Origin of the sequence: Klebsiella sp. GG_Kp173, from assembly GCF_040062415.1 — a bacterium.
GTDB lineage: Bacteria > Pseudomonadota > Gammaproteobacteria > Enterobacterales > Enterobacteriaceae > Klebsiella > Klebsiella quasipneumoniae.
Map to the genome: position 1 here is coordinate 73,069 of NZ_JBEAFZ010000005.1, position 23,222 is coordinate 96,290.

Below are 23,222 nucleotides of genomic sequence, written 5' to 3' on the forward strand. Positions count from 1 at the left end.
CGTTTTGACTTTTTTAAAAACGTCGTTATGACGATGTTGCTTAGTGATTGTATGAGGCATTTAACATGATACCTGTGGTCGCGCTTGTCGGGCGCCCTAACGTTGGAAAATCCACGCTCTTTAACCGCCTGACGCGCACTCGTGATGCGCTGGTTGCGGATTTCCCGGGGCTGACTCGTGACCGTAAGTACGGTCGGGCCGAAGTCGAAGGCCGCGAATTCATCTGTATCGATACCGGTGGTATTGATGGTACGGAAGAGGGCGTGGAAACCCGGATGGCGGAGCAGTCGCTGCTGGCAATCGAAGAGGCCGATGTAGTGCTGTTTATGGTCGATGCGCGCGCGGGCCTGATGCCGGCGGACATCGCGATCGCTAAACACCTGCGCTCTCGTGAAAAGCCCACCTTCCTGGTGGCTAACAAAACCGACGGCATCGACGTCGACCAGGCGATGGCGGACTTCTGGTCGCTTGGCCTGGGCGATATTTATCCTATTGCCGCTTCGCACGGCCGCGGCGTGACCAGCCTGCTGGAGCAGGCCCTGCTGCCATGGGTAGATGAGGTTAATCCGCAGGAAGAGGTGGATGAAGACGCCGAATACTGGGCAAAATTCGAAGCTGAGCAGAACGGTGAAGCGGAAGAAGAGCCTGAAGATGACTTCAATCCGCAGGATCTGCCGATCAAACTGGCGATTGTCGGACGTCCCAACGTCGGTAAATCGACGCTCACCAACCGCATCCTCGGCGAAGATCGCGTGGTAGTTTACGATATGCCGGGCACTACCCGCGACAGCATTTACATCCCGATGCAGCGTGACGAGCGCGAATACGTGCTCATCGATACCGCCGGGGTGCGCAAGCGCGGCAAAATTACTGACGTGGTGGAGAAATTCTCGGTCATCAAGACCCTGCAGGCGATTGAAGACGCCAACGTCGTGCTGCTGGTGATTGATGCCCGTGAAGGCATCTCCGATCAGGATTTGTCGCTGCTGGGCTTTATCCTCAACAGCGGTCGCTCCCTGGTAATCGTCGTCAACAAATGGGACGGTCTGAGCCAGGAAGTGAAGGAGCAGGTGAAAGAGACCCTCGACTATCGTCTGGGCTTTATCGACTTTGCCCGGGTGCACTTCATCTCTGCCCTGCACGGCAGCGGCGTCGGCAACCTGTTTGAATCGGTACGTGAAGCCTACGATAGCGCTACCCGCCGCGTAAGCACCGCGATGCTGACCCGGATCATGAACATGGCGGCGGAAGATCATCAGCCACCGCTGGTTCGCGGCCGACGCGTGAAGCTGAAATATGCCCACGCCGGGGGCTACAACCCACCTATCGTGGTGATCCACGGTAACCAGGTGAAGGATCTGCCGGATTCCTACAAGCGCTACCTGATGAACTATTTCCGTAAATCCCTGGACGTGATGGGCACGCCAATCCGTATCCAGTTCAAGGAAGGGGAAAACCCGTTCGCCAACAAGCGCAACACCCTGACGCCGAACCAGATGCGTAAACGTAAGCGCCTGATCAAGCACATCAAGAAAAGCAAATAATCATTAAACCCGCTTCGGCGGGTTTTTTGTGGCCGCCGCGCCGGTAAAAGTCAAAACTTTCCGCCATAATCCCGCGATACTTCGCCGGGAACAGACCGGCTCAAAAGTGGACTTATTATGCAGATTGGTTTTATCGGCCTTGGCGCGGTGGTAGAAACTGCCTATTTACCGGCGCTGCGCCGCCTGGGATACCGTATTGATAGCTGCCAGGGCTATGACCTGGACTGCAGCAGAGCGCTGCCGGGGATCCAGCGCCGCAATTCGCTGTCGGCGCTACTGGCCGAACCCCTGGATACGCTCTTCATTACCACCTCATCTCTCCAGCACCTGCCCGTGCTGGAGAGGGCGTTAGCCAGCGCCATTCCCCGTATCGTGGTGGAGAAACCGATTGTGGCCAACCTTGAGCAGGCCGCCCGGCTGCGGACGCTGCTGGCGCCGGCCAGGGAGGCCGGTCGCGTGCTGGCCCTCGACCACTGGATGGCGCGTGGGTTAGCGCTGAACGCTCTTGCTCCGCCGTGGCAGGCGGAAGAGGAGGCCAGCGGCCTGCCGCCGCCGCACCTTTCAGCGCAGGATATCGTCTGGATCGAAGGCTATTTGCTGGAGCCAAGCGGCTTTAACGCTGCCGGAGAACCGGTCGCGCTCAACTTTGCCACCGGCGAGCTGGATACCCGGCAGCTGCGTCATCCCGACGGTGTGATCCTCGATATCGGTACCCATGTCCTGGCGATGCTGCGTGAAACCCTGTTCGGCTGCGGAGGCGATGTGACGCTGGACCTCGCCGTCCGGGCGGTGAAAGACCGTCTCGGCCGGGACATTGCTCATGGGGATATGGTCACCGCCGAGGGAGAGGCGCATCTGCAGGGACGCCTGGGCGATATCCCGCTGAATATCTGGCTTAACAAATATGCTGGCCCCGCGGGCGGGCAAAAGGGAATGCGGATAGGGCTCCGGGATGGGCGAATGCTCGCCCTCGATCGCGCCCCTGATGGCGAGGTGGCGACGCTACAGGACGGTGAGCGGATCCAGCGCTGGACCCGGCCCGGAGCGATCTATGCGCACTGTCTCGATGAGCAGATCCTTGGCGCGGAGAATGTGTTTACCCGGGCGCCCGAAAGCGTGGCCGGGCTGACGCGGCGTCGGCTTGAGGAAGTGGAGTGGCTGCTCAGGTTACAGCAGCAATTACGCGGCCCTCATTAAACCCGGAACATGGTAAAATAGATGCAGATAAACGTTGAAAGGAATGGTTATGGAACTTGATTGCCCTCTGTGCCACGCGCCGTTAGATGTCAAAGGCAGCAGCGCGCATTGCGCTCAGTGCGAAAGGGTATTTGCCCTTGAGGCGCGCTGCCCGGAATGCCACCAGCCGCTGGAGGTGCTGAAAGCGTGCGGCGCGGTGGATTACTTTTGCCAGCACGGGCATGGCCTGATCTCGAAAAAACGGGTGGAGTTTATTCCGCTGGTTTAGGCGGCGATGGCTTTCTGGCCCGCGTTTTTTTCACCGGCGCAATCTGCCTCACTTCGCTTTCGACCCAGCCGTCTTTCAGGCGGGTGGTGAGCAGATCGCCGGTTTTGACCTGTTTTGTCTGCTTCAGTACCGTGCCGTCGCTCACCGAAGTGACGCTATAGCCGCGCGACAGGGTGGCTAAGGGACTCACCGCCTCCAGATGGGTCACCGCGTGACCAAACCGTTCACGTCGCTCGCTGAGGCGGCCACGCATCGTTTCCGCCAGCCGGTATTCCAGCTGCTGGAGGCGCGATTGCGCCCGGTGGATGCGCGGCTGCGGGTTGTAGTGATTCAGGCGCTGAACAGTACGCTTTTGCCGCTGATCGGCGCGTTTAAGCTGCGATTCCACGGCGATGCGCATCCGCTGGCGCAGGCGTTCCAGAGCGGTCTGCTGGCGGGCCAGCCGCAGCTGCGGGTGCTGCTGCTGCAGACGATGGAACAACTGGGTAAAACGGCGCTGGCGACTGGCGAGGAAATAGTCCATCGCCATCTCCAGCCGCTGCTGCCCGGCCTGCAGCTGGCGCAGCAGCTCCTGCTGATTGCGGCTGACGATCTCTGCGGCGGCAGAAGGGGTCGGCGCGCGCAGGTCGGCAACAAAATCAGCGATAGTGACGTCGGTTTCATGGCCAACGGCGCTGACGATAGGGATCTGGCTGGCGAAGATAGCTCGCGCCACCCGCTCATCGTTAAAACTCCACAGATCCTCCAGCGAACCGCCGCCGCGTCCGACAATCAGCACGTCACACTCCCGGCGCGCGTTCGCCAGCGCGATGGCGCGCACAATCTGCCCGGGAGCATCGTCACCCTGAACCGCGGTCGGGTAGACGATCACCGGCAGCCCGGGGTCGCGGCGCCTGAGGACATGGAGAATATCGTGCAACGCGGCACCGGTTTTCGAGGTGATGACCCCAACGCAGCGGGCGGGGGAGGGGAGCGCCTGCTTATGTTTTTGATCGAACAGCCCTTCCGCGGTTAACTGCGTTTTCAGCTGCTCATACTTCTGCTGCAGCAACCCTTCGCCGGCGGGCTGCATGCTTTCAACGATAATCTGGTAGTCGCCGCGCGGCTCATACAGGGTGATGTTGGCGCGAACCAGCACCTGCTGCCCGTGCTGCGGGCGGAACGTGACCCGGCGGTTGCTGTTGCGGAACATCGCGCAGCGCACCTGGGCGTTATCGTCTTTTAAGGTGAAGTACCAGTGGCCGGAAGAAGGCTGGCTGAAGTTAGAGATCTCGCCGCTGATCCAAACCTGGCCCATTTCGCGCTCAAGCAGCAGACGCACCGTCTGATTGAGGCGGCTTACGGTAAAAATTGCGGGGGATTGAGAGGGTAACATGTGAGCAAGATCAAACTTTAAATCAGCAGGTTATTCAGTCGATAGTAACGCGCTCAGAGGGGATGGCAAGTATTATTTGCAAAAAAGGGTAGATGCAATCGGTTACGCTCTGTATAATGCCACGGCAATATTTATCCACCCTGGTCGAGATATTGCCCATGCTACGTATCGCTAAAGAAGCCCTGACGTTTGACGACGTCCTCCTCGTTCCCGCTCATTCTACCGTTCTGCCGAATACAGCCGATCTCAGCACTCAGCTGACGAAAACCATTCGTCTGAATATTCCTATGCTCTCCGCAGCCATGGATACCGTAACGGAAGCGCGTCTGGCTATTGCCCTGGCACAGGAAGGCGGCATCGGCTTTATTCACAAAAACATGTCCATCGATCGCCAGGCGGAAGAAGTTCGCCGCGTGAAGAAACATGAGTCCGGCGTGGTCACCGACCCGCAAACCGTTCTGCCGACCACCACCCTGCGTGAAGTGAAAGAGCTGACCGAGCGTAACGGCTTCGCCGGCTACCCGGTGGTTACCGAAGAGAACGAGCTGGTCGGCATCATCACCGGCCGCGACGTGCGTTTCGTTACCGATCTGAACCAGCCGGTCAGCGTCTATATGACCCCGAAAGAGCGTCTGGTCACCGTGCGTGAAGGCGAAAGCCGTGAAGTGGTCTTCGCTAAGATGCACGAAAAACGCGTTGAGAAAGCGCTGGTTGTGGATGAGAGCTTCCACCTGCGCGGGATGATCACTGTAAAAGACTTCCAGAAAGCGGAACGTAAACCGAACGCCTGTAAAGATGAGCAGGGCCGTCTGCGCGTAGGCGCTGCGGTTGGTGCCGGCGCGGGCAACGAAGAGCGCGTTGACGCGCTGGTGGCAGCGGGCGTTGACGTCCTGCTGATTGACTCCTCTCACGGCCACTCCGAAGGCGTTCTGCAACGTATTCGTGAAACACGTGCGAAATACCCAGACCTGCAGATCATCGGCGGCAACGTCGCCACTGGCGCAGGCGCGCGCGCGCTGGCGGAAGCCGGCTGCAGTGCGGTGAAAGTAGGCATCGGCCCGGGCTCCATCTGTACTACCCGTATCGTGACCGGCGTAGGCGTGCCGCAGATCACTGCCGTTTCCGACGCGGTGGAAGCGCTGGAAGGCACCGGAATTCCGGTTATCGCCGACGGCGGTATCCGTTTCTCCGGCGACATCGCCAAAGCGATCGCGGCCGGTGCGGCGGCAGTGATGGTCGGCTCCATGCTGGCCGGTACCGAAGAATCCCCGGGCGAAATCGAACTCTATCAGGGTCGCTCTTACAAATCCTATCGCGGGATGGGTTCCCTCGGCGCGATGTCGAAAGGTTCCTCTGACCGCTACTTCCAGAGCGATAACGCCGCTGACAAACTGGTGCCGGAAGGTATCGAAGGCCGCGTGGCCTATAAAGGCCGCCTGAAAGAGATCATTCACCAGCAGATGGGCGGCCTGCGCTCCTGTATGGGGCTGACCGGCTGTGGTACCATTGACCTGCTGCGTACCAAAGCTGAATTCGTACGCATCAGCGGTGCGGGCATCCAGGAAAGCCACGTTCACGACGTGACCATCACCAAAGAGTCCCCGAACTACCGCCTGGGCTCCTGATTTCTTCGCCCGACCTTGCGTCGGGCGATTTATTTACTCTGTTTCACTTGCCTCGGAATTAGCGTCAATGACGGAAAACATTCATAAACATCGCATTCTCATTCTCGACTTCGGGTCACAGTATACTCAGCTGGTGGCGCGTCGCGTGCGTGAACTGGGCGTCTACTGTGAGCTGTGGGCATGGGATGTCACGGAAGCACAGATCCGCGAATTTAATCCAAGCGGCATCATTCTTTCCGGCGGCCCGGAAAGCACCACCGAAGAGAACAGCCCGCGCGCGCCGCAGTATGTGTTTGAAGCCGGCGTGCCGGTATTTGGCGTCTGCTACGGTATGCAGACCATGGCGATGCAGTTGGGCGGCCATGTCGAAGGCTCTAACGAGCGTGAGTTTGGCTACGCGCAGGTTGAAGTGGTTAACGACAGCGCGCTGGTGCGCGGTATCGAAGACTCCCTGACCGCGGACGGCAAACCATTGCTGGACGTGTGGATGAGCCACGGCGACAAAGTCACCGCCATCCCGTCTGACTTCGTCACCGTCGCCAGCACCGACAACTGCCCGTTCGCCATTATGGCCAACGAAGAAAAACGCTTCTACGGCGTGCAGTTCCACCCGGAAGTGACCCACACCCGTCAGGGTATGCGTATGCTGGAGCGCTTCGTGCGCGACATCTGCCAGTGCGAAGCGCTGTGGACCCCGGCGAAAATCATCGACGACGCCGTTGAGCGTATTCGCCAGCAGGTTGGCGATGACAAAGTAATCCTCGGCCTCTCCGGCGGCGTGGACTCTTCGGTGACCGCGATGCTGCTGCACCGCGCCATCGGCAAAAACCTGACTTGCGTATTCGTGGATAACGGTCTCCTGCGTCTGAACGAAGCCCAGCAGGTGATGGAGATGTTTGGCGACCACTTTGGCCTGAACATCGTTCACGTGGAAGGCGAGCAGCGCTTCCTCGACGCGCTGGCAGGTGAAAGCGATCCGGAAGCGAAACGTAAGATCATCGGTCGCGTCTTCGTGGAAGTGTTCGACGAAGAAGCGCTGAAGCTGGACGACGTCAAATGGCTGGCGCAGGGCACCATCTATCCTGACGTTATCGAATCTGCCGCTTCCGCCACCGGTAAAGCGCACGTCATCAAGTCTCACCACAACGTGGGCGGCCTGCCGAAAGAGATGAAGATGGGGCTGGTTGAGCCGCTGCGTGAGCTGTTCAAAGACGAAGTGCGCAAGATCGGTCTGGAGCTGGGTCTGCCGTACGATATGCTCTACCGTCATCCGTTCCCGGGCCCGGGCCTCGGCGTGCGCGTGCTGGGCGAAGTGAAGAAAGAGTACTGCGACCTGCTGCGTCGCGCGGACGCTATCTTCATCGAAGAGCTGCACAAAGCTGACCTGTACAACAAAGTGAGCCAGGCGTTCACTGTATTTCTGCCGGTTCGCTCCGTCGGCGTGATGGGCGATGGCCGTAAATACGACTGGGTGGTTTCCCTGCGTGCGGTGGAAACCATCGACTTCATGACCGCGCACTGGGCGCACCTGCCGTATGATTTCCTCGGCCGCGTCTCTAACCGCATTATCAATGAAGTGAACGGTATCTCCCGCGTGGTGTATGACATCAGCGGTAAGCCGCCAGCAACGATCGAGTGGGAATAATCCCCGGCGTTAGTTGAATAAAATGAAACCCTCTGTTGTTACAGAGGGTTTTTTAATTTATGCCCAGCTTCAAACCCATCATCCCTCACCGCTATCTATCACTGGGTGGTATCCTGTGTCCCCGGTGAATGTACCCGGTTATGGTTCCGGCAGATGTTCAGCCGGCCCACGTTTTGCCCCCGGGCAGAGGGCTGGACGCTTGTCCGGCTCTGTTTTACCCACCGAGCGCGCCATCGCCAGCGCCAGTCCGGCAACGATCAGCGTTAACCCGGTGGAAATCCACATTCCACCCACGATACCCAGCCGATGGTTCAGCCATGCATAGGTAAAGGGGCCGGCCGCCGCCATCAGTTGCCCGGGGATCAGCAGGAGACCCGTGCGGCTGGCGTAGCTTTCTGCGCTAAACAGCGCCAGCGGCAGCGTCGCTTTCACAATCGTCACCAGCCCATTTATCGCGCCATAGCCGAGCACAAACCCGGCTGCGCACCCGGCATACGCCGTGCTGCTGACACCAAGGAGAAAACAGAGCGGCATGGCGAGCGCGGTAAAACGCGTCAGCGCGAGCGGGGTGATGCGTCGACCGGCCAGCACTTCCCCCAGCCGGGCGCCTGTCTGGCCAAATCCCCACAGCATTCCGATGGCAACCGGCAGGCCAAAGTGGCTGATAAACTCCGGCAGATGGGTGGAGGTGCCGGTGGAGATGAAGGTGATCAGCGCAATAAAGAGCGCATAACGTATGCCGTTACGCCGATCGCCATCCGCTGTTGGGGCTTTCGCTTTCGTCGATGAGCCGAGCCGCTGACGAGGCAGCTGATAACTCAGCCATGCGCTCAGCAGGCCAAACAGCGCATAGACCCGCAGGGCATCCTGCCAGGACATCACGGTGAGTAAAGCCTCCCCCAGCGGCCAGAAGAGGGCAGAGGCCAGACCGCCGGCGAGGGTGATTTGAGAGATGGTTTTCCGCGCCTGCTGGCCGTAAAGGTTCACTACCGCGGCGAACAGGGCATCATACAACGACAGCCGCATGCCGACGCCGGTCAGCAGCCAGGCGCCGTACCAGCCGACCAGCGAAGGGCTCCAGGCCATCATCGCGCAACTGGCGGCTATCAGTAAGGTTCCGCTGGTGACCACCAGTCGTCCGCCAAAGCGAGCCAGCAGCCTGGCGACCAGCGGGGAGAGCGCCGCCATGATCAGCATCGCAAGCGTCAGGCCAAGATAGATCTGCGGCGAGCTCCATCCCTTGTCGGCGGCGATAGCTCCGGCAAAGGTGCCGGGCATATAAAAAGAGATACCCCAGTTGATCAGTTGCTGAGCGCCCGCGGTGAAGGCGAGACGTCGGGGAATAGCCGGTGTTCCCATGGTTTTTCATTCCGTTAAGAGAGTTGTCCTGAGCATACCCGGCAGGCTATTGTTCTGGCAGAGCGGCCACCTTATGCGCGGTATAAGAGAAACTTTGCATGACAACACTGAACCTGGGAAACCTGGCGACCTTCCGGCTGGTCGTACAGCGCGGCAGCTTCTCAGCCGCCGCCGACGCGCTGGGGATCTCCCAGCCTGCCGTCAGCCTGCAGGTGCGTCAGCTGGAGCAATTTTTACAGACCCGACTGCTGGAGCGCACCGGGCGCGGGATCAAGGCGACGGCGGCGGGAATGGCGCTGCTGGCCCACAGCGAGCAGATCGAGCGGGCGGTGAATAGCGCGGTGCAGTCGGTCAGTGCATTTAGTCAGGAAGTTAATGGCTCACTGACCCTGGGGACCGGCGCGACGGCCTGCATTCATCTTCTTCCGCCGCTGCTGCAGCATCTTCGTCAGCAGCACCCACTGCTGACGGTGGGGGTGACCACCGGCAACACGCTGGATGTCGTCCGGGCGGTGGAGGAAAACCGGCTCGATCTTGGGCTGGTCACGCTGCCCGTTCAGGGACGCAGTCTGGCGGTGACCGCCGTGGTGGACGAGGAGTTCGTGGTCATCCATCCCAGCCACGAGGCGGGGATCCCGGCGGTGTGTACCCCTGAGGAGCTGCAGGCGCTGCCGCTCGTTGCCTTCGAGGCGGGCAGCGGCACGCGGGATCTGATTGACCGCTGGTTCCGTTCGGCGGGCCTGGCGGTCACGCCGGTGATGCAGCTGGGGAGCATCGAGGCGATCAAACGCATGGTGCGGGCCGGGCTGGGCTACAGTATTGTGCCCCGCATGGCGGTAGAGCAGGCGGAGGATCGCTATGGCTTAACGGTACATTCTCTGGCCCCGTCGCTGTACCGTCAGCTGGCGGTTGTCATGCGTCAGGATAAAGTGATTACCAAAGGAATGGCGGAAATGCTGCGTCTGCTGCAGGCCGTGCGCTTATAAATCGTCAGCGGCAAAACATGCCTCGTCAGGGATAGTGCCTTGGAAACGGGCGTCTCTGCCTGCGGATAGAGGCGTATCCGGCATCAGGATCAACGGGTTACTCGCGGGCGGAGGGCTCGACGGTGAGCGTTGACTCCTGCGACGCTTTTTTATCCTGGTGATGATACCAGGCGCCGATGGAGGAGTAGACAAAGCGTCCAAAGAAGAAGAGAAAGCTGATAAGCAGTACGATACGGGTCATGCGACGGTTAAATCGATGTCGTTTACGCATACTGGGTGCCTGACTCACAAAAGGTTCCTTGAAGTATACCCGAAGATGGGCGATGGGGGTATTAAGGCACAGGAACGAGGTGGGGTCAATTGATGCAGATGTAAAAGTGCGGCAGTGAAAACATTAATTAATGTTATATAAGATAATCCTCGTATTTACATGCTCTCTTTATTAGCTGCGAAAAGCTGAAAAAATAAGTTTTATTAATGTTGGTGTCAGCATTTGTTGATTTACATCAACAGCCTCATTCTCTTCACCACTAAAATCAGCGGACGTTACCGTATCGTTATTACTTATGCGGTCAGCATGGGGTGGTTGGATGCCTGCCTGAATATGCCTCGCAGGATCAGAGGCTCTCTGTAGAGCACCTATGAATTTATTAAAATACTATCAACAATATCGCGACAAATGGTGGGCCTTACCGCTTCTCCTGCCTGTGTTATTATTACCCCTTGCCAGAGGGATGAATACATATACCATGCTGAATGGGCATATGGTTTATCTTTATTATCTTCCCCTGGCGCTGGTGCTCAGCCTGATGATGTTTTTCGGCTGGGCGGCGATCCCCGGAATTATCGTTGGTCTGCTGCTAACGCTGGCCCGGGGTATGACGCCGGAGCAGGCCGTTGGCGTACTGTTCCATTTTCTGATCCCCTGCGTGCTCTGCTGGGGCGGATATCGCATCTTTGTTCCCCAACGGCAGCAGGTATCGCACGGTAACGTCAGGCTGATGCCGCATCGTCTGTTCTGGCAAATGCTGCTCCCTTCGGTCATTTTTCTGATTTTGTCGCAGATCGCCGAGTATCTGGGGCTACATCCGCGCACAACGGATATGACCGGCGTCTCGCCGTTTAGTTTACGGTCGTTAATCACCTTTCAGGCGCTGATGGTGGGGTGCCTGACCGGCGTACCGTTATGTTATTTACTACTGCGGGTAATTCGTAACCCTTTTTATTTGCGCGGGTATATTTCTCAGGTTCGCTTACAAATTGATCCAAAAATAAAGAAAATTGAAATCATCAGTTGGGCGGCGATATTAACCCTGTTGCTGGGGCTATTATTGATGCCGCTTAATGATACCAGCACCATATTTAGTACAAATTATACATTATCCTTATTGATGCCGGTGATGCTGTGGGGGGCGATGCGTTTTGGCTATCGCTTTATCTCGCTGATATGGACGCCGGTACTGATCGCCGTGATCCATTTTCATTACCGTTATTTACCTATTTATCCAAGTTATAACACTCAGCTGGCGATCACCTCGTCAAGCTACCTGGTGTTCTCGTTTATTGTCGCCTATACGGCGATGCTGGCAACACAGCAGCGGCTGATCTACGCCCGCGTCCGACAGATGGCCTTCCTCGACCCGGTAGTACATATGCCGAATCTGCGGGCGCTGAGCCGGGCGCTGAACGGCGCAAGCTGGTCGACGCTCTGTTTTTTGCGTATTCCTGAGCTTGAACTGCTGGGCCGCCACTACGGGGTGCTGTTGCGTATTCAGTATAAGCAAATGCTGGCGAATCACCTGCGTGCGCTGCTGGCGCCGAACGAAGCGGTATATCATCTTGCCGGTCACGATTTAGTGTTTCGTCTCAACAGCGAAGGGCACCAAGCGCGCATTCACTTAATTGAGCGCTCCTTGCGACAGTTCCGTTTTCACTGGGACGGGGTCCCCCTGCAGCCGCGGATCGGCATGAGCTATTGCAACGTCCGCTCGCCGGTGAAGCATCTGTATTTGCTGCTTGGCGAGCTGAACACGATTGCCGACATGTCGCTGGCCAGCGGCCATCCGGAGAATTTGCAGCGCCGCGGCGCCGGGCATGTCCAGCAGGATCTGAAAGACAAAGTGGCGATGATGAACCGCATCCTCAAGGCGCTGGAGCAAGACTATTTTGTCCTGATGGCGCAGCCTATCCAGGGCATTCGCGGCGACAATTACCATGAAGTGTTGTTGAGGATGAAAGGCGAGTCGGGCGAACTGACGGGGCCCAACGAGTTCCTGCCGGTGGCGCACGAGTTTGGGCTGTCCACGCGCGTGGATCAGTGGGTCATTGAGCATACCCTGGCCTTTATGGATGCCAACCGGCGGGCGCTGCCCGGTCTGCGGCTGGCGATCAACCTCTCTCCGGTCTCGTTGAGCCGCAGTCAGTTTCCCGAGGAGGTCGAAAACCTGCTGCAGGCCTACAACATTGAGCCATGGCAGATTATTTTCGAGCTGACCGAAAACTATGCGCTCAGCAACCCCGAGCTAGTTTGCCAGACATTAGAGCACCTGCGGGCACTGGGCTGCCGGGTAGCTATCGATGATTTTGGTACCGGCTACGCCAGCTATGCGCGGTTAAAAACGATGAACGTCGATATTCTTAAAATCGACGGCAGCTTTATTCGCAATCTGCTCGCCAGCAGTCTTGATTACCAGGTGGTGGATTCAATCTGTCGTCTGGCGCGGATGAAGAACATGCAGGTGGTGGCCGAATATGTTGAATCGCCGGAGATACGCCAGGCGGTCATCGCGCTGGGGATCGATTATATGCAGGGCTATGATATTGGCGTCCCGGTGCCTCTGACGCAGCTGGCGGAGGGGATGAGCGCCTGAAGCCGTAAAAAAGCCGGGCGCGATGGCCCGGCTCGCATGATATCCATAGAGGCGATCAGGCGTCTGGCTCTTCTTCCGCAATTTTCAGCAGCCACTCCGGCACACCTTCCCAGTACTGCTGCTCTTTTTCCAGATCCAGCAGCACCAGCGCATTCTGGCTAAACCAGTTGTGCGGGAAGGTCAGCGTCCAGTGGTGAGCTTCCGTCTGCAGCCGTAGCGTCGGCGGCGTGGTGGTGGCCTGACGCTGGTTGTTCAGCAGCACGCCGAGGCGCAGCAGCTGGATCAGCGGCAGAAACTGCTTTTTCCTGAACAGCGTAAAGCGCGGCAGATCGTCGAGTTTTATCGCTTTGCGATGATAGCGCACCAGGGTGGCCATCAGCATCTGCTGCTCCTGGTTGAAGCCCGGCAGGTCGCTGTTCTGCAGAATATAGGCCGAGTGGCGGTGCATGCCGCTGTGGTTAATATTCAGGCCCACCTCATGGAGCATCACCGCCCACTTCAACAGCGCCGCCAGGTGCGGATTGGCCAGCTTGGGATTCTGCTCCTGCCACTGCTCCAGCATAAGGGTGGTGGTTTCCAGCACCCGGCGCGCCTGTTCGCGATCGATGTTGTACTGATTCGCCAGACTCTGCGCCGTACGGCTACGAATATCCTGGTGGCGGAAGCGGCCTTCCATTTCGTACAGCACGCCTTCACGCAGCGCGCCATCAGACAGACGAAGCTCTTTAATGGCTAGCGCGTCAAATACGCCGCACAGAATGGCCAGCCCCGGGGCAAAGACCGCTTTACGATCTTCCGAGAGGCCGGGCAGGCTGAGCGCGTCGAAGTTTTTATGCTTCAGCAGTTCACTGACCAGCATTTCGAGGCGCTCCGGCGTAATAAACCCGTCCTTCTCGCCCATAGCCACCAGCACTTCCTGGGCGGCTTTAATGGTACCGGAGGCGCCCAGCGCCACGGTCCAGCCCTGAATACGGAACTGCCAGGCCAGGGTTTCCAGTTTTTGCACCGCCGCCAGGCGAGCGCGCTGGAAATTTTCTTTATTGATGGTCCCGCCGGGGAAGTAGGCCTGGGAGAAACTCACGCAGCCCATGCGACGGCTTTCCACCAGGCGGGGCTCAAAATCTTCACCGATGACCAGCTCGGTCGAACCGCCGCCGATATCAATCACCAGCTTACGGCCGCGCTCCGGCTGCGTGTGCTCCACGCCCATAAAAATCAGGCGCGCTTCTTCATTACCGGAGATGATCTCGATCGGGTAGGGGATCACTTTTTCCGCGCGTTTAAGAAATTCTGCCGCATTGGTCGCCTGGCGCAGCGTATGCGTCCCGACGATGCAGACGCTGGAAGGGGAGAACCCCTGCAGGCGTTCGGCAAACAGCGACAGGCAGTTCAGCCCGCGGGTCATGGCTTCTTCGCTCAACACCGAGTTTTCATCGAGGCCATCGGCCAGATGTACGCGCTGTTTCAGGCGTCCGATGATCTGCATGGCGCCGTCGACGACACGGGCGATCACCATATGAAAACTGTTCGAACCAAGGTCAACCGCAGCGAACTCCTGCGGCCGAGGGGTTTTTTCGTTTATTGGCATAGGTTAGTCGGGTTGTTCGAGTGATTTGAGATAATCGTAAATCGCCATCTGAGCGCGCACTTTACGGCGATTGCCGCGCGGCACATAGCGATTACTCAGTTCTTTATCAAGATAGCGCGCTTTTACCGTATCGTTGAACAAGATATCAAAAATATCCAGCACCCGCTGTTTCAGGCGCGGGTCGAGCAGCGGGGCGGCAACTTCGATGCGATAATCGATATTACGCGTCATCCAGTCGGCAGAGGAGAGCCAGACCTGCTTATCGCCACCGTTTTCAAAACAATAGACCCGGTCATGCTCGAGGAAGCGGTCCACAATGCTGATGACGCGAATATTTTCGCTGATGCCTTCCAGACCGGGGATCAGCGAGCACATGCCGCGGATTAACAGATTGACCGGCACGCCGGAGCTGGAGGCGGCATACAGTCTGTCTACCAGTCCTTTATCCACCAGGTTGTTCAGCTTCAGGGTAATACCGGACGGTTGCCCGTTCTGCGCATTGGCGATCTCGCGGTCGATCATCTCATACAGCAGACGACGCGAGTTCTGCGGCGACACCAGCAGGTAATCGAAGCTGACCGGGCGGTAGGGGTTTTCAATAAAGTTAAACACCCGGCGAACTTCATTGGTAATGCGCGCATCGGCGGTTAACAGCGAATAGTCGGTATAGATCCGCGCGGTCTTCTCGTTGAAGTTACCGGTGCCGATGTGGGCGTAGCGCACGACCTCATCGCCTTCTTTACGCGAGATCAGGAACAGCTTGGCGTGGATTTTCAGGCCCGGCGCGGAGAAGATAACGTGGACGCCCGCTTCCGTCAGGCGTTTCGCCCAGTGAATGTTGGCCTCTTCGTCAAAACGCGCCTGCAGCTCCACCACTACGGTGACTTTTTTACCGTTGTGGGCGGCGTGGATCATCGCGTCGATGATGCGCGAATCCTTGGCCACGCGGTAGATGTTGATTTTGATCGCCAGTACGCTGGGGTCGAACGAGGCCTGACGCAGCAGCTCCAGCACATGCTCAAAAGTATGATAGGGGTAGTAGAGCAGCACATCGCGTTCGCGAATGGCGTCGAAGCCGTTGCGGAATTTATCAAACCACAGATGACGCAGGCGCGGCATAGGTTTATTGACCAGATTGGCCTTACCCACGTTCGGGAAGCCGATAAAGTCTTTGAAGTTGTGATAGCGGCCGCCCGGCAGCATTGAGTCATAGTTGGAGATGGAGAGCTTATCGCGCAGCATTTCGACCATCGCGTCCGGCATATCGCGCTGGTAGACGAAGCGAACAGGCTCGGCGGTCAGGCGCTGTTTCAGGCTGGAGGACATCAGCTCCATCAGGCTCGACTCCATCTCATGCACCAGATCGTACTCGGCGTCACGGGTCATTTTCATCGAGTAGGCGTTCAGCGCATCGTAATCAAAGAAGCCTTTAAAAATGTCGTCCAGGCAATAGCGCAGAATGTTATCCAGCAGGATCATTGGCTTACGGCGGCGAGGCGCTTCCGGCGGCAGGTTTACGAAGCGCGGGACCTTATCCGACGGAATTTCCAGCAGGGCATAGTTGATGTTTTCCCCGCGGATAATCTCCACCGCCAGATAGGTGTAATCATCTTTCAGGAACTGCACGAGGTCCGTTTCGCGGTTAATCAGGATCGGCGAGATATGCTGCCGCAAATACTGTTTAAAGTAGTTGCGCAGCCAGGCCTGCTGATTGACGGACAGCTGGCGCTCGTTGATCAGGAAGATCTGGTTGCGCGCCATCTCCAGCAGCAGTTCGTTATACAGACTATCGAATTCCTGATCGGCCTTCAGAACGCGGGCCTGGATTTTGCCTAACAGGTGGCGAGAATGGGCGGTACTGCCTTGTTCTTCACTGATAATAATCCGGCGCTTAAGCTCAGCGAAGCGCACTTTGTAAAACTCATCAAGGTTGTTGGAGTAGATCCCTAAGAAGCGCATGCGCTCAATCAGCGGGTTACTTTTGTCCGCCGCTTCCTGCAGCACGCGTTCGTTAAAAGATAACCAGCTGAGTTCTTTTTCGATGTATAGCTTTTCCTGGCCCATTACCGCTCACACTCCGTTTTACTCACAGGACGTAGACTATTATGACGAATTTTTCTGCATAGCGATTTACTGTGTCACAACTATATGACAGTAAGAAGAATTATTTCTGTGAGATGTTTGATTAATAAACAATTTTAATTAAAAAAAAGCCCCGCGATGGAGAAAGGCGGGGCTGTTGTTCATTCTTCAGCGGCATAGCCCTGAGGGGGAAGCTGTCGTTCATCCAGCCAGGCGTGGTTGCCCACCATGCGCAGACGCCCCTCGACGAACCAGCTGATCACCAGCGGATAAATGGCATGTTCCTGGGTCTGTACCCGCGCCGTGACCTCTTCCTCGCTGTCGCCAGCAAAGACCGGCACTTTGGCCTGCAGGATAACCGGACCGCCATCCAGCTCATCGGTGACGAAGTGCACCGAGGTCCCATGCTCCTCGTCACCGTTTTCCAGCACCTGGCGATGGGTATGCAGGCCAGGATACTTCGGCAGTAACGAAGGGTGGATGTTCAGCAGTCGTCCCTGATAGTGGCTGACAAAGGCCGGGCTAAGGATACGCATATAGCCCGCCAGCACCACCAGATCCGGGGCATAGGCGTCAATTTCATGCATCAGCTGACGATCGAACGCTTCCCGGTCGGCAAACTGACTTTGCGCCAGCGCGTGGGCCGGGATCCCGGCCGCGCGCGCGCGCTCAAGGCCGAACGCATCGGCCTTGTTACTGAATACCGCACGCAGGGTGCCGTTTATCTGTTTCCGGCCACAGGCGTCGATGATCGCCTGCAAATTACTGCCGCTACCGGAAATCAGCACCACAATGTTTTTCATGCAATGACCACACGCTGTTCGGAATCGGAGGCTTTGATATACCCGATTTTCCACGCGTTTTCACCTTTCTCGTTCAGCAGGGCAATGGCCTTGTCTGCCTCTGCTGCCGGCAGGGCGATAACCATCCCCACGCCGCAGTTAAAGGTACGGTACATCTCATGCTGGCTGACGTTACCGGCGGTTTGCAGCCATTTGAAGACGGACGGCCACTGCCAGGAAGACTCATCAATCACCGCCTGGGTGTTGTCCGGCAGTACGCGCGGGATGTTTTCCCAGAAGCCGCCGCCGGTCAGATGGGCGATGGCGTGGACGTCAACGCTGGCAATCAGGTCGAGGACCGATTTCACATAGATGCGGGTCGGCGCCAGCAGATGGTCGGCCAGCGGTTTGCCGTCAAGGTCGGTGGTCTGTGGGTCAACGCCGCTAACTTCAATAATCTTACGCACCAGCGAATAGCCGTTAGAGTGCGGGCCGCTGGAGGCCAGCGCCACCAGCACATCGCCGTCAGCGACTTTGCTGCCGTCGATGATTTCTGATTTTTCCACCACCCCGACGCAAAAACCCGCCACGTCGTAATCTTCGCCGTGGTACATCCCCGGCATCTCTGCGGTCTCACCGCCCACCAGCGCGCAACCGGACTGCAGGCAGCCTTCGGCGATACCGTTGATGACGCTGGCTGCGGTATCGACGTCCAGTTTACCTGTGGCGTAGTAATCAAGGAAAAACAGCGGTTCAGCGCCCTGAACCACCAGGTCGTTCACGCACATGGCGACCAGGTCGATGCCGATGGTGTCGTGACGCTTCAGATCCATTGCCAGACGCAGCTTGGTACCGACGCCGTCGGTGCCGGAGACCAGTACCGGCTCGCGGTATTTCTGCGGCAGTGCGCACAGCGCGCCGAATCCGCCCAGTCCACCCATCACTTCCGGGCGACGGGTTTTCTTCACCACGCCCTTAATACGGTCGACGAGAGCGTTGCCTGCATCAATATCCACGCCGGCATCTTTATAGCTGAGAGAGGTTTTGTCGGTCACTGCGAAGTCTCCACGCGTTTGCGGTAAGCAAGAAAAATCGGCGCAATTCTAACAGGGAAAGCAAACGTTTGCGAGCCTGCTTTACAGTCGGCGTAAAACCGTTGGCGGATGGTCAAATTTGATACTGCTCACGAAAATGAAACCGGGTACAGCCTTGTGCTTGCCTCAGTGTCAGGTAATACCCATCATATTACTGAAACCGGTTTCTGTGATTGATCGCCGTATGGATTACCGGTGATTTATGTTCGACAGGGGAGGGATGAATGAAGATTGCGGCATTTGATATCGGTGGCACCGCGTTAAAGATGGGCGTCATGACCCGCGACGGCAGGCTGCTGGAAACCGCGAAGCAGTCAATCAATGACAGCGATGGCGATCATATCTTACAGACCATGCTGTCGTGGCTGGCGGCCCACCCGTCATGCGAAGGCATTGCCATCAGCGCGCCGGGCTATGTCGATCCGCACAGCGGATTTATCACCATGGGCGGCGCTATCCGTCGATTTGATAACTTCGCCATGAAATCATGGCTCGAGACGCGAACCGGGCTGCCGGTCTCGGTGGAAAACGACGCCAACTGTGTGCTGCTGGCCGAGCGCTGGCAGGGTAAAGCGGCGGAGATGGCCAATTTTCTGGTGCTCACTATCGGCACTGGCATCGGTGGAGCGATTTTTTGCCAACATCAGCTGATCCACGGGGCGCGTTTTCGCGCCGGCGAGTTCGGCTATATGCTTACCGATCGTCCCGGCGGACGCGATCCCCGTCGCTACTCGATGAATGAAAACTGCACCCTGCGGGTGCTGCGCTATCGCTATGCAGAACATATTGGCGCGCCGCTGGATAGCGTCACTGGCGAAATGATTTTTGACCGCTATGACGCCGGCGACCCGGTTTGCCAGCGTCTGGTCGCCGAGTTCTTCAATGGCCTGGGCCATGGCCTTTATAACCTCGTCAATATCTTCGATCCGCAGACCATTTTTATCGGCGGCGGCGTTGTGGAACGTCCTGGATTTCTGACGCTGCTGCGCCAGCATCTGGCCTGGTTCGGCATTGCCGACTATCTCGATACCGTCAGTCACGGCAACGATGCCGGCCTGATTGGCGCGGTTTACCATTTCAATCAGCACTATCGTTCGCCTGGCGACGATCGACCTTAGGGAGAGACTATGTCCGGATTTAAAGAAGGTTTTCTGTGGGGCGGCGCGGTGGCGGCGCATCAGTTAGAGGGCGGCTGGCAGGAGGGGGGCAAGGGGGTCAGCGTGGCGGATGTGATGACCGCCGGCGCCCACGGCGTGCCGCGGGAAATCACCGACGGCGTGGTGGCGGGAAAAAACTACCCGAACCATGAGGCGATAGATTTTTATCATCGCTACCCGCAGGACCTGGCGCTGTTTGCCGAAATGGGCTTCAAATGTTTCCGCACCTCGATTGCCTGGACGCGTATTTTCCCGCAGGGCGATGAACAGGAGCCGAACGTGGCTGGCATGCAATTTTATGACGATCTGTTCGACGAATGTCTGAAACACGGTATTGAACCGGTCATTACGCTGTCGCATTTTGAAATGCCCTATCACCTGGTCACCGAGTACGGCGGCTGGCGTAACCGCAAGCTGATCGACTTTTTCGTGCGCTTCGCCAGGGTCGTCTTCACCCGCTATCAGCATAAAGTGAAGTACTGGATGACCTTCAACGAGATCAACAACCAGGCTAACTACCATGAGGACTTCGCCCCTTTCACCAACTCCGGTCTGAAGTATTTGCCGGGTGAAGATCGGGAACCGGTAATGTACCAGGCCGCACATTATGAGCTGGTGGCCAGCGCCCTGGCGGTGAAAGCGGCGCGCGAGATCAACCCTGCTCTGCAGATAGGCTGCATGATCGCCATGTGCCCTATCTATCCGCTGACCTGCGCGCCGGACGATATGATGATGGCGATGAACGCCATGCACCGTCGGTACTGGTTCGCCGATGTCCACGTCCGCGGCCGCTATCCGCAGCATCTGCTCAACTATTTTGCCCGCCGCGGCTTTAGCCTGGACATCACCGAAGCCGATCGTCAGGCGTTAACCGAAGGCTGTGTCGACTACATCGGCTTTAGCTACTATATGTCCTTCGCCACCAAAGCCACCGAAGACAACCCCTTGCTCGATTATGATGAAACCACCAGCCTGGTCTCCAACCCGTACGTGAAAAAGTCGGACTGGGGCTGGCAGATTGACCCGGTCGGCCTGCGCTATTCGCTGAACTGGTTCTGGGATCACTATCAGCTACCGCTGTTTATTGTCGAAAACGGTTTTGGCGCGATCGATGTTCGTGAAGCGGATGGCAGCGTGGATGACCAGTACCGTATCGATTATCTCTCCGCCCATATCGCGGAGATGAAAAAGGCGGTGGTCGAGGATGGCGTCGATCTGATGGGTTATACCCCGTGGGGCTGTATCGATCTGGTTTCCGCCGGAACGGGGGAGATGAAAAAACGCTACGGCTTTATCTACGTGGATAAAGATAATGAAGGCAACGGCACGCTGGAGCGCAGTAAGAAGAAGTCGTTCGACTGGTATAAGAAGGTGATTGCCAGCAACGGGGAGCAGCTATAATTCCCCCGTGGCGCTGCGCTTATCGGGCCGGCGGGGTTTGCGGTCCGGGTAAGCGTTAGCGCCGCCCGGCAGAACCCCGCGCTAAAACCGGAGCCTCGCCTCCGGTTTTTTTGTCTCTAAATCACTTTGCTTGATATACGTCAAGCAAGATGGGTATGGCCTAATCCGAAAAAAGCGGTATAATCCCGCGATTTTTTTTGTGGCTGCCCCTCAGAGGAGAAAGAGAATGAAGATTGTGGAAGTCAAACACCCACTCGTCAAACACAAGCTGGGCCTGATGCGCGAGCACGACATCAGCACCAAACGCTTCCGTGAACTCGCCTCTGAAGTGGGCAGCTTACTGACTTATGAAGCCACCGCCGATCTGGCGACCGAGAAAGTGACCATCGAAGGCTGGAACGGCCCGGTGGAAGTTGAGCAGATCAAGGGCAAGAAAATTACCGTCGTGCCAATCCTGCGCGCAGGCCTCGGCATGATGGAAGGGGTACTTGAGCACGTGCCGAGCGCGCGTATCAGCGTGGTGGGTATTTATCGCAATGAAGAGACCCTCGAGCCGGTACCTTACTTCCAGAAGCTGGTGTCCAACATCGATGAGCGTATGGCGCTGGTGGTTGACCCGATGCTGGCCACCGGTGGGTCGATGATCGCCACTATCGATCTGCTGAAAAACGCCGGCTGCACCAGCATCAAGGTGCTGGTACTGGTGGCGGCGCCGGAAGGAATTGCCGCGCTGGAGAAAGCGCACCCGGACGTTGAGCTGTACACCGCCTCTGTCGATAAGGGACTGAACGAGCACGGGTACATCATTCCCGGTCTCGGCGATGCCGGCGACAAGATCTTTGGTACGAAATAATCGCATAACGATAAATAAGCCGACTTTGAGAGTCGGCTTTTTTTTGAATAAAACACACATAACTAACCATCTCAGAGGAAAACACTATGACGCGCCGTGCTATCGGGGTGAGTGAAAGACCGCCGCTTTTACAGACTATCCCGCTTAGTTTGCAGCACCTGTTTGCCATGTTTGGCGCAACGGTGCTGGTGCCAATCCTGTTCCACATCAACCCGGCCACCGTGCTGCTGTTCAACGGTATTGGTACGCTGCTGTACCTCTTTATCTGTAAAGGCAAAATCCCGGCGTATCTGGGATCGAGTTTCGCCTTTATCTCTCCAGTGCTGCTCCTGCTGCCGCTGGGCTATGAAGTGGCGCTGGGCGGTTTCATTATGTGCGGCGTGCTGTTCTGCCTCGTCTCCTTTATTGTCAAAAAAGCCGGTACCGGCTGGCTGGATGTGATGTTCCCCCCGGCGGCGATGGGGGCCATCGTGGCGGTTATCGGTCTGGAGCTGGCGGGCGTGGCGGCCAACATGGCCGGACTGCTGCCGGCCGACGGCCAGTCGCCGGACAGTAAAACCATTATTATCTCGATGGTGACCCTGGCGGTGACGGTGTTTGGTTCGGTCTTGTTCCGCGGCTTCCTGGCGATTATCCCGATCCTGATTGGCGTTCTGGTGGGCTATGCGCTGTCGTTTGTGATGGGCGTGGTCGATACCACCCCGATCGCCGAAGCGCACTGGTTCGCGCTGCCAACCTTCTACACGCCGCGTTTTGAATGGTTCGCCATCTTCACCATTCTGCCCGCTGCGCTGGTGGTGATTGCCGAGCACGTCGGTCACCTGGTGGTGACGGCTAATATCGTCAAACGCGATCTGATCCGCGACCCGGGCCTGCATCGTTCGATGTTTGCCAATGGCCTGTCGACGATCGTTTCCGGCTTCTTCGGCTCGACGCCTAACACCACCTACGGGGAAAATATCGGCGTGATGGCGATTACCCGCGTCTACAGTACCTGGGTTATCGGTGGCGCGGCGATCATTGCGATTCTGCTCTCCTGCGTCGGCAAACTGGCGGCGGCGATCCAGATCATCCCGGTGCCGGTGATGGGCGGCGTGTCGCTGCTGCTGTACGGGGTAATCGGCGCCTCAGGGATCCGCGTACTGATTGAATCGAAGGTGGATTACAGCAAGGCGCAGAATCTGATTCTCACCTCCGTGATCCTGATCATCGGCGTCAGCGGTGCCAAAGTGCACATCGGCGCCGCTGAGCTGAAAGGGATGGCGCTGGCCACCATCGTCGGTATCGCGCTCAGCCTGATTTTCAAGCTTATCAGCGTCCTGCGTCCGGAAGAGGTGGTTCTCGACGCCGCGGATAGCGAAGAGGTTAAATAACGATCGTCTGGCCGGGCGGCGAT

General features: G+C 57.5%; 17 protein-coding genes and 1 pseudogene. 11 read left to right on the forward strand and 7 right to left on the reverse strand.

Translation table 11 applies throughout. The features are described 5' to 3' along the window. Positions 1-65 precede the first annotated feature (65 nt). The 3 genes from der to ABLU50_RS05235 all read left to right on the forward strand — a co-directional run bounded on the left by der (position 66) and on the right by ABLU50_RS05235 (position 3,009). The gene (gene der / locus ABLU50_RS05225) at positions 66-1,544 is read left to right on the forward strand and encodes a ribosome biogenesis GTPase Der (protein WP_004144309.1); all 1,479 of its coding nucleotides are present in this window, start codon (positions 66-68) and stop codon (positions 1,542-1,544) included. A gap of 117 nt (positions 1,545-1,661) precedes the next feature. After that, positions 1,662-2,741 carry a Gfo/Idh/MocA family oxidoreductase gene (locus ABLU50_RS05230; protein ID WP_057216600.1) on the forward strand — a complete coding sequence of 360 codons (1,080 nt, stop codon included), beginning with the start codon at positions 1,662-1,664 and terminating at the stop codon, positions 2,739-2,741. 49 nt (positions 2,742-2,790) lie between these two features. Next, on the forward strand, positions 2,791-3,009 hold the full coding sequence (locus tag ABLU50_RS05235) for a zinc ribbon domain-containing protein (protein ID WP_004201901.1): 219 nt from the start codon (positions 2,791-2,793) through the stop codon (positions 3,007-3,009). On the opposite strand, the gene xseA is transcribed toward ABLU50_RS05235, so the two are convergent. Next, complete coding sequence (gene xseA / locus ABLU50_RS05240; RefSeq protein ID WP_087832039.1) at positions 2,993-4,384, reverse strand: exodeoxyribonuclease VII large subunit; 1,392 nt, start codon at positions 4,382-4,384, stop codon at positions 2,993-2,995. The genes ABLU50_RS05235 and xseA overlap by 17 nt on opposite strands. Positions 4,385-4,542: 158 nt before the next feature. On the opposite strand from xseA, the gene guaB reads away from it, so the two are divergent. Both guaB and guaA read left to right on the forward strand, forming a co-directional pair. After that, positions 4,543-6,009, forward strand: coding sequence for an IMP dehydrogenase (gene guaB / locus ABLU50_RS05245; RefSeq protein WP_087832040.1), 1,467 nt, complete (start codon positions 4,543-4,545; stop codon positions 6,007-6,009). Positions 6,010-6,076: 67 nt separating this feature from the next. Beyond that, the gene (guaA, locus tag ABLU50_RS05250; RefSeq protein ID WP_004201905.1) at positions 6,077-7,654 is read left to right on the forward strand and encodes a glutamine-hydrolyzing GMP synthase; all 1,578 of its coding nucleotides are present in this window, start codon (positions 6,077-6,079) and stop codon (positions 7,652-7,654) included. A gap of 138 nt (positions 7,655-7,792) precedes the next feature. On the opposite strand, the gene ABLU50_RS05255 is transcribed toward guaA, so the two are convergent. Continuing rightward, a complete protein-coding gene (locus ABLU50_RS05255) occupies positions 7,793-9,013 on the reverse strand; it encodes an MFS transporter (RefSeq protein WP_087832041.1) in 1,221 nt (406 codons plus the stop codon). Between the two features lie 73 nt (positions 9,014-9,086). Between ABLU50_RS05255 and ABLU50_RS05260 the strand changes: the two are divergent. Further along, positions 9,087-9,999 (forward strand): annotated as a pseudogene (locus ABLU50_RS05260) (LysR family transcriptional regulator). A gap of 97 nt (positions 10,000-10,096) precedes the next feature. Here ABLU50_RS05260 and ABLU50_RS05265 read toward each other — a convergent pair. Continuing rightward, complete coding sequence (locus ABLU50_RS05265; RefSeq protein ID WP_017900441.1) at positions 10,097-10,270, reverse strand: YfgG family protein; 174 nt, start codon at positions 10,268-10,270, stop codon at positions 10,097-10,099. Between the two features lie 370 nt (positions 10,271-10,640). Here ABLU50_RS05265 and ABLU50_RS05270 point away from each other — a divergent pair, with 370 nt between their 5' ends. After that, on the forward strand, positions 10,641-12,869 hold the full coding sequence (locus ABLU50_RS05270) for an EAL domain-containing protein (protein WP_087832043.1): 2,229 nt from the start codon (positions 10,641-10,643) through the stop codon (positions 12,867-12,869). Positions 12,870-12,924: 55 nt separating this feature from the next. Here the strand turns inward: ABLU50_RS05270 and ppx are convergent, their stop codons facing one another. The 4 genes from ppx to purM all read right to left on the reverse strand — a co-directional run bounded on the left by ppx (position 12,925) and on the right by purM (position 18,376). Continuing rightward, a complete protein-coding gene (ppx, locus tag ABLU50_RS05275) occupies positions 12,925-14,457 on the reverse strand; it encodes an exopolyphosphatase (protein WP_004201914.1) in 1,533 nt (510 codons plus the stop codon). A gap of 3 nt (positions 14,458-14,460) precedes the next feature. Further along, a complete protein-coding gene (gene ppk1 / locus ABLU50_RS05280) occupies positions 14,461-16,521 on the reverse strand; it encodes a polyphosphate kinase 1 (RefSeq protein ID WP_002913838.1) in 2,061 nt (686 codons plus the stop codon). 179 nt (positions 16,522-16,700) lie between these two features. Next, positions 16,701-17,342: a phosphoribosylglycinamide formyltransferase gene (purN, locus tag ABLU50_RS05285; protein WP_004201920.1), complete on the reverse strand. Its 642-nt coding sequence runs from the start codon at positions 17,340-17,342 to the stop codon at positions 16,701-16,703. Next, entirely contained in the window at positions 17,339-18,376 is a 1,038-nt protein-coding gene (gene purM / locus ABLU50_RS05290; protein ID WP_023318861.1) for a phosphoribosylformylglycinamidine cyclo-ligase, read from the reverse strand. The genes purN and purM overlap by 4 nt, the downstream gene beginning before the upstream one ends. 263 nt (positions 18,377-18,639) lie before the next feature. On the opposite strand from purM, the gene bglK reads away from it, so the two are divergent. From bglK to uraA, 4 genes are all read left to right on the forward strand, one after another. Further along, positions 18,640-19,533: a beta-glucoside kinase BglK gene (bglK, locus tag ABLU50_RS05295; protein ID WP_017900443.1), complete on the forward strand. Its 894-nt coding sequence runs from the start codon at positions 18,640-18,642 to the stop codon at positions 19,531-19,533. Between the two features lie 9 nt (positions 19,534-19,542). Next, positions 19,543-20,973 (forward strand): 6-phospho-beta-glucosidase, encoded by a 1,431-nt coding sequence (locus ABLU50_RS05300; RefSeq protein ID WP_087832045.1) that lies wholly within the window; start codon positions 19,543-19,545, stop codon positions 20,971-20,973. A 226-nt stretch (positions 20,974-21,199) separates the two neighbouring features. Further along, the gene (gene upp / locus ABLU50_RS05305) at positions 21,200-21,826 is read left to right on the forward strand and encodes a uracil phosphoribosyltransferase (RefSeq protein WP_004201927.1); all 627 of its coding nucleotides are present in this window, start codon (positions 21,200-21,202) and stop codon (positions 21,824-21,826) included. Positions 21,827-21,912: 86 nt separating this feature from the next. Continuing rightward, positions 21,913-23,199, forward strand: a complete 1,287-nt coding sequence (gene uraA, locus ABLU50_RS05310; RefSeq protein WP_017900445.1) for a uracil permease — start codon at positions 21,913-21,915, stop codon at positions 23,197-23,199. Positions 23,200-23,222: the final 23 nt, after the last annotated feature.

Excerpts from the sequence above, each read along its gene's own strand:
- der (WP_004144309.1), top strand. The coding sequence starts at position 66 with ATGATACCTGTGGTCGCGCTTGTCGGGCGCCCTAACGTTGGAAAATCC.
- ABLU50_RS05230 (WP_057216600.1), top strand. The coding sequence starts at position 1,662 with ATGCAGATTGGTTTTATCGGCCTTGGCGCGGTGGTAGAAACTGCCTAT.
- ABLU50_RS05235 (WP_004201901.1), top strand. The coding sequence starts at position 2,791 with ATGGAACTTGATTGCCCTCTGTGCCACGCGCCGTTAGATGTCAAAGGC.
- xseA (WP_087832039.1), bottom strand. The coding sequence starts at position 4,384 with ATGTTACCCTCTCAATCCCCCGCAATTTTTACCGTAAGCCGCCTCAAT.
- guaB (WP_087832040.1), top strand. The coding sequence starts at position 4,543 with ATGCTACGTATCGCTAAAGAAGCCCTGACGTTTGACGACGTCCTCCTC.
- guaA (WP_004201905.1), top strand. The coding sequence starts at position 6,077 with ATGACGGAAAACATTCATAAACATCGCATTCTCATTCTCGACTTCGGG.
- ABLU50_RS05255 (WP_087832041.1), bottom strand. The coding sequence starts at position 9,013 with ATGGGAACACCGGCTATTCCCCGACGTCTCGCCTTCACCGCGGGCGCT.
- ABLU50_RS05265 (WP_017900441.1), bottom strand. The coding sequence starts at position 10,270 with ATGCGTAAACGACATCGATTTAACCGTCGCATGACCCGTATCGTACTG.
- ABLU50_RS05270 (WP_087832043.1), top strand. The coding sequence starts at position 10,641 with ATGAATTTATTAAAATACTATCAACAATATCGCGACAAATGGTGGGCC.
- ppx (WP_004201914.1), bottom strand. The coding sequence starts at position 14,457 with ATGCCAATAAACGAAAAAACCCCTCGGCCGCAGGAGTTCGCTGCGGTT.
- ppk1 (WP_002913838.1), bottom strand. The coding sequence starts at position 16,521 with ATGGGCCAGGAAAAGCTATACATCGAAAAAGAACTCAGCTGGTTATCT.
- purN (WP_004201920.1), bottom strand. The coding sequence starts at position 17,342 with ATGAAAAACATTGTGGTGCTGATTTCCGGTAGCGGCAGTAATTTGCAG.
- bglK (WP_017900443.1), top strand. The coding sequence starts at position 18,640 with ATGAAGATTGCGGCATTTGATATCGGTGGCACCGCGTTAAAGATGGGC.
- ABLU50_RS05300 (WP_087832045.1), top strand. The coding sequence starts at position 19,543 with ATGTCCGGATTTAAAGAAGGTTTTCTGTGGGGCGGCGCGGTGGCGGCG.
- upp (WP_004201927.1), top strand. The coding sequence starts at position 21,200 with ATGAAGATTGTGGAAGTCAAACACCCACTCGTCAAACACAAGCTGGGC.
- uraA (WP_017900445.1), top strand. The coding sequence starts at position 21,913 with ATGACGCGCCGTGCTATCGGGGTGAGTGAAAGACCGCCGCTTTTACAG.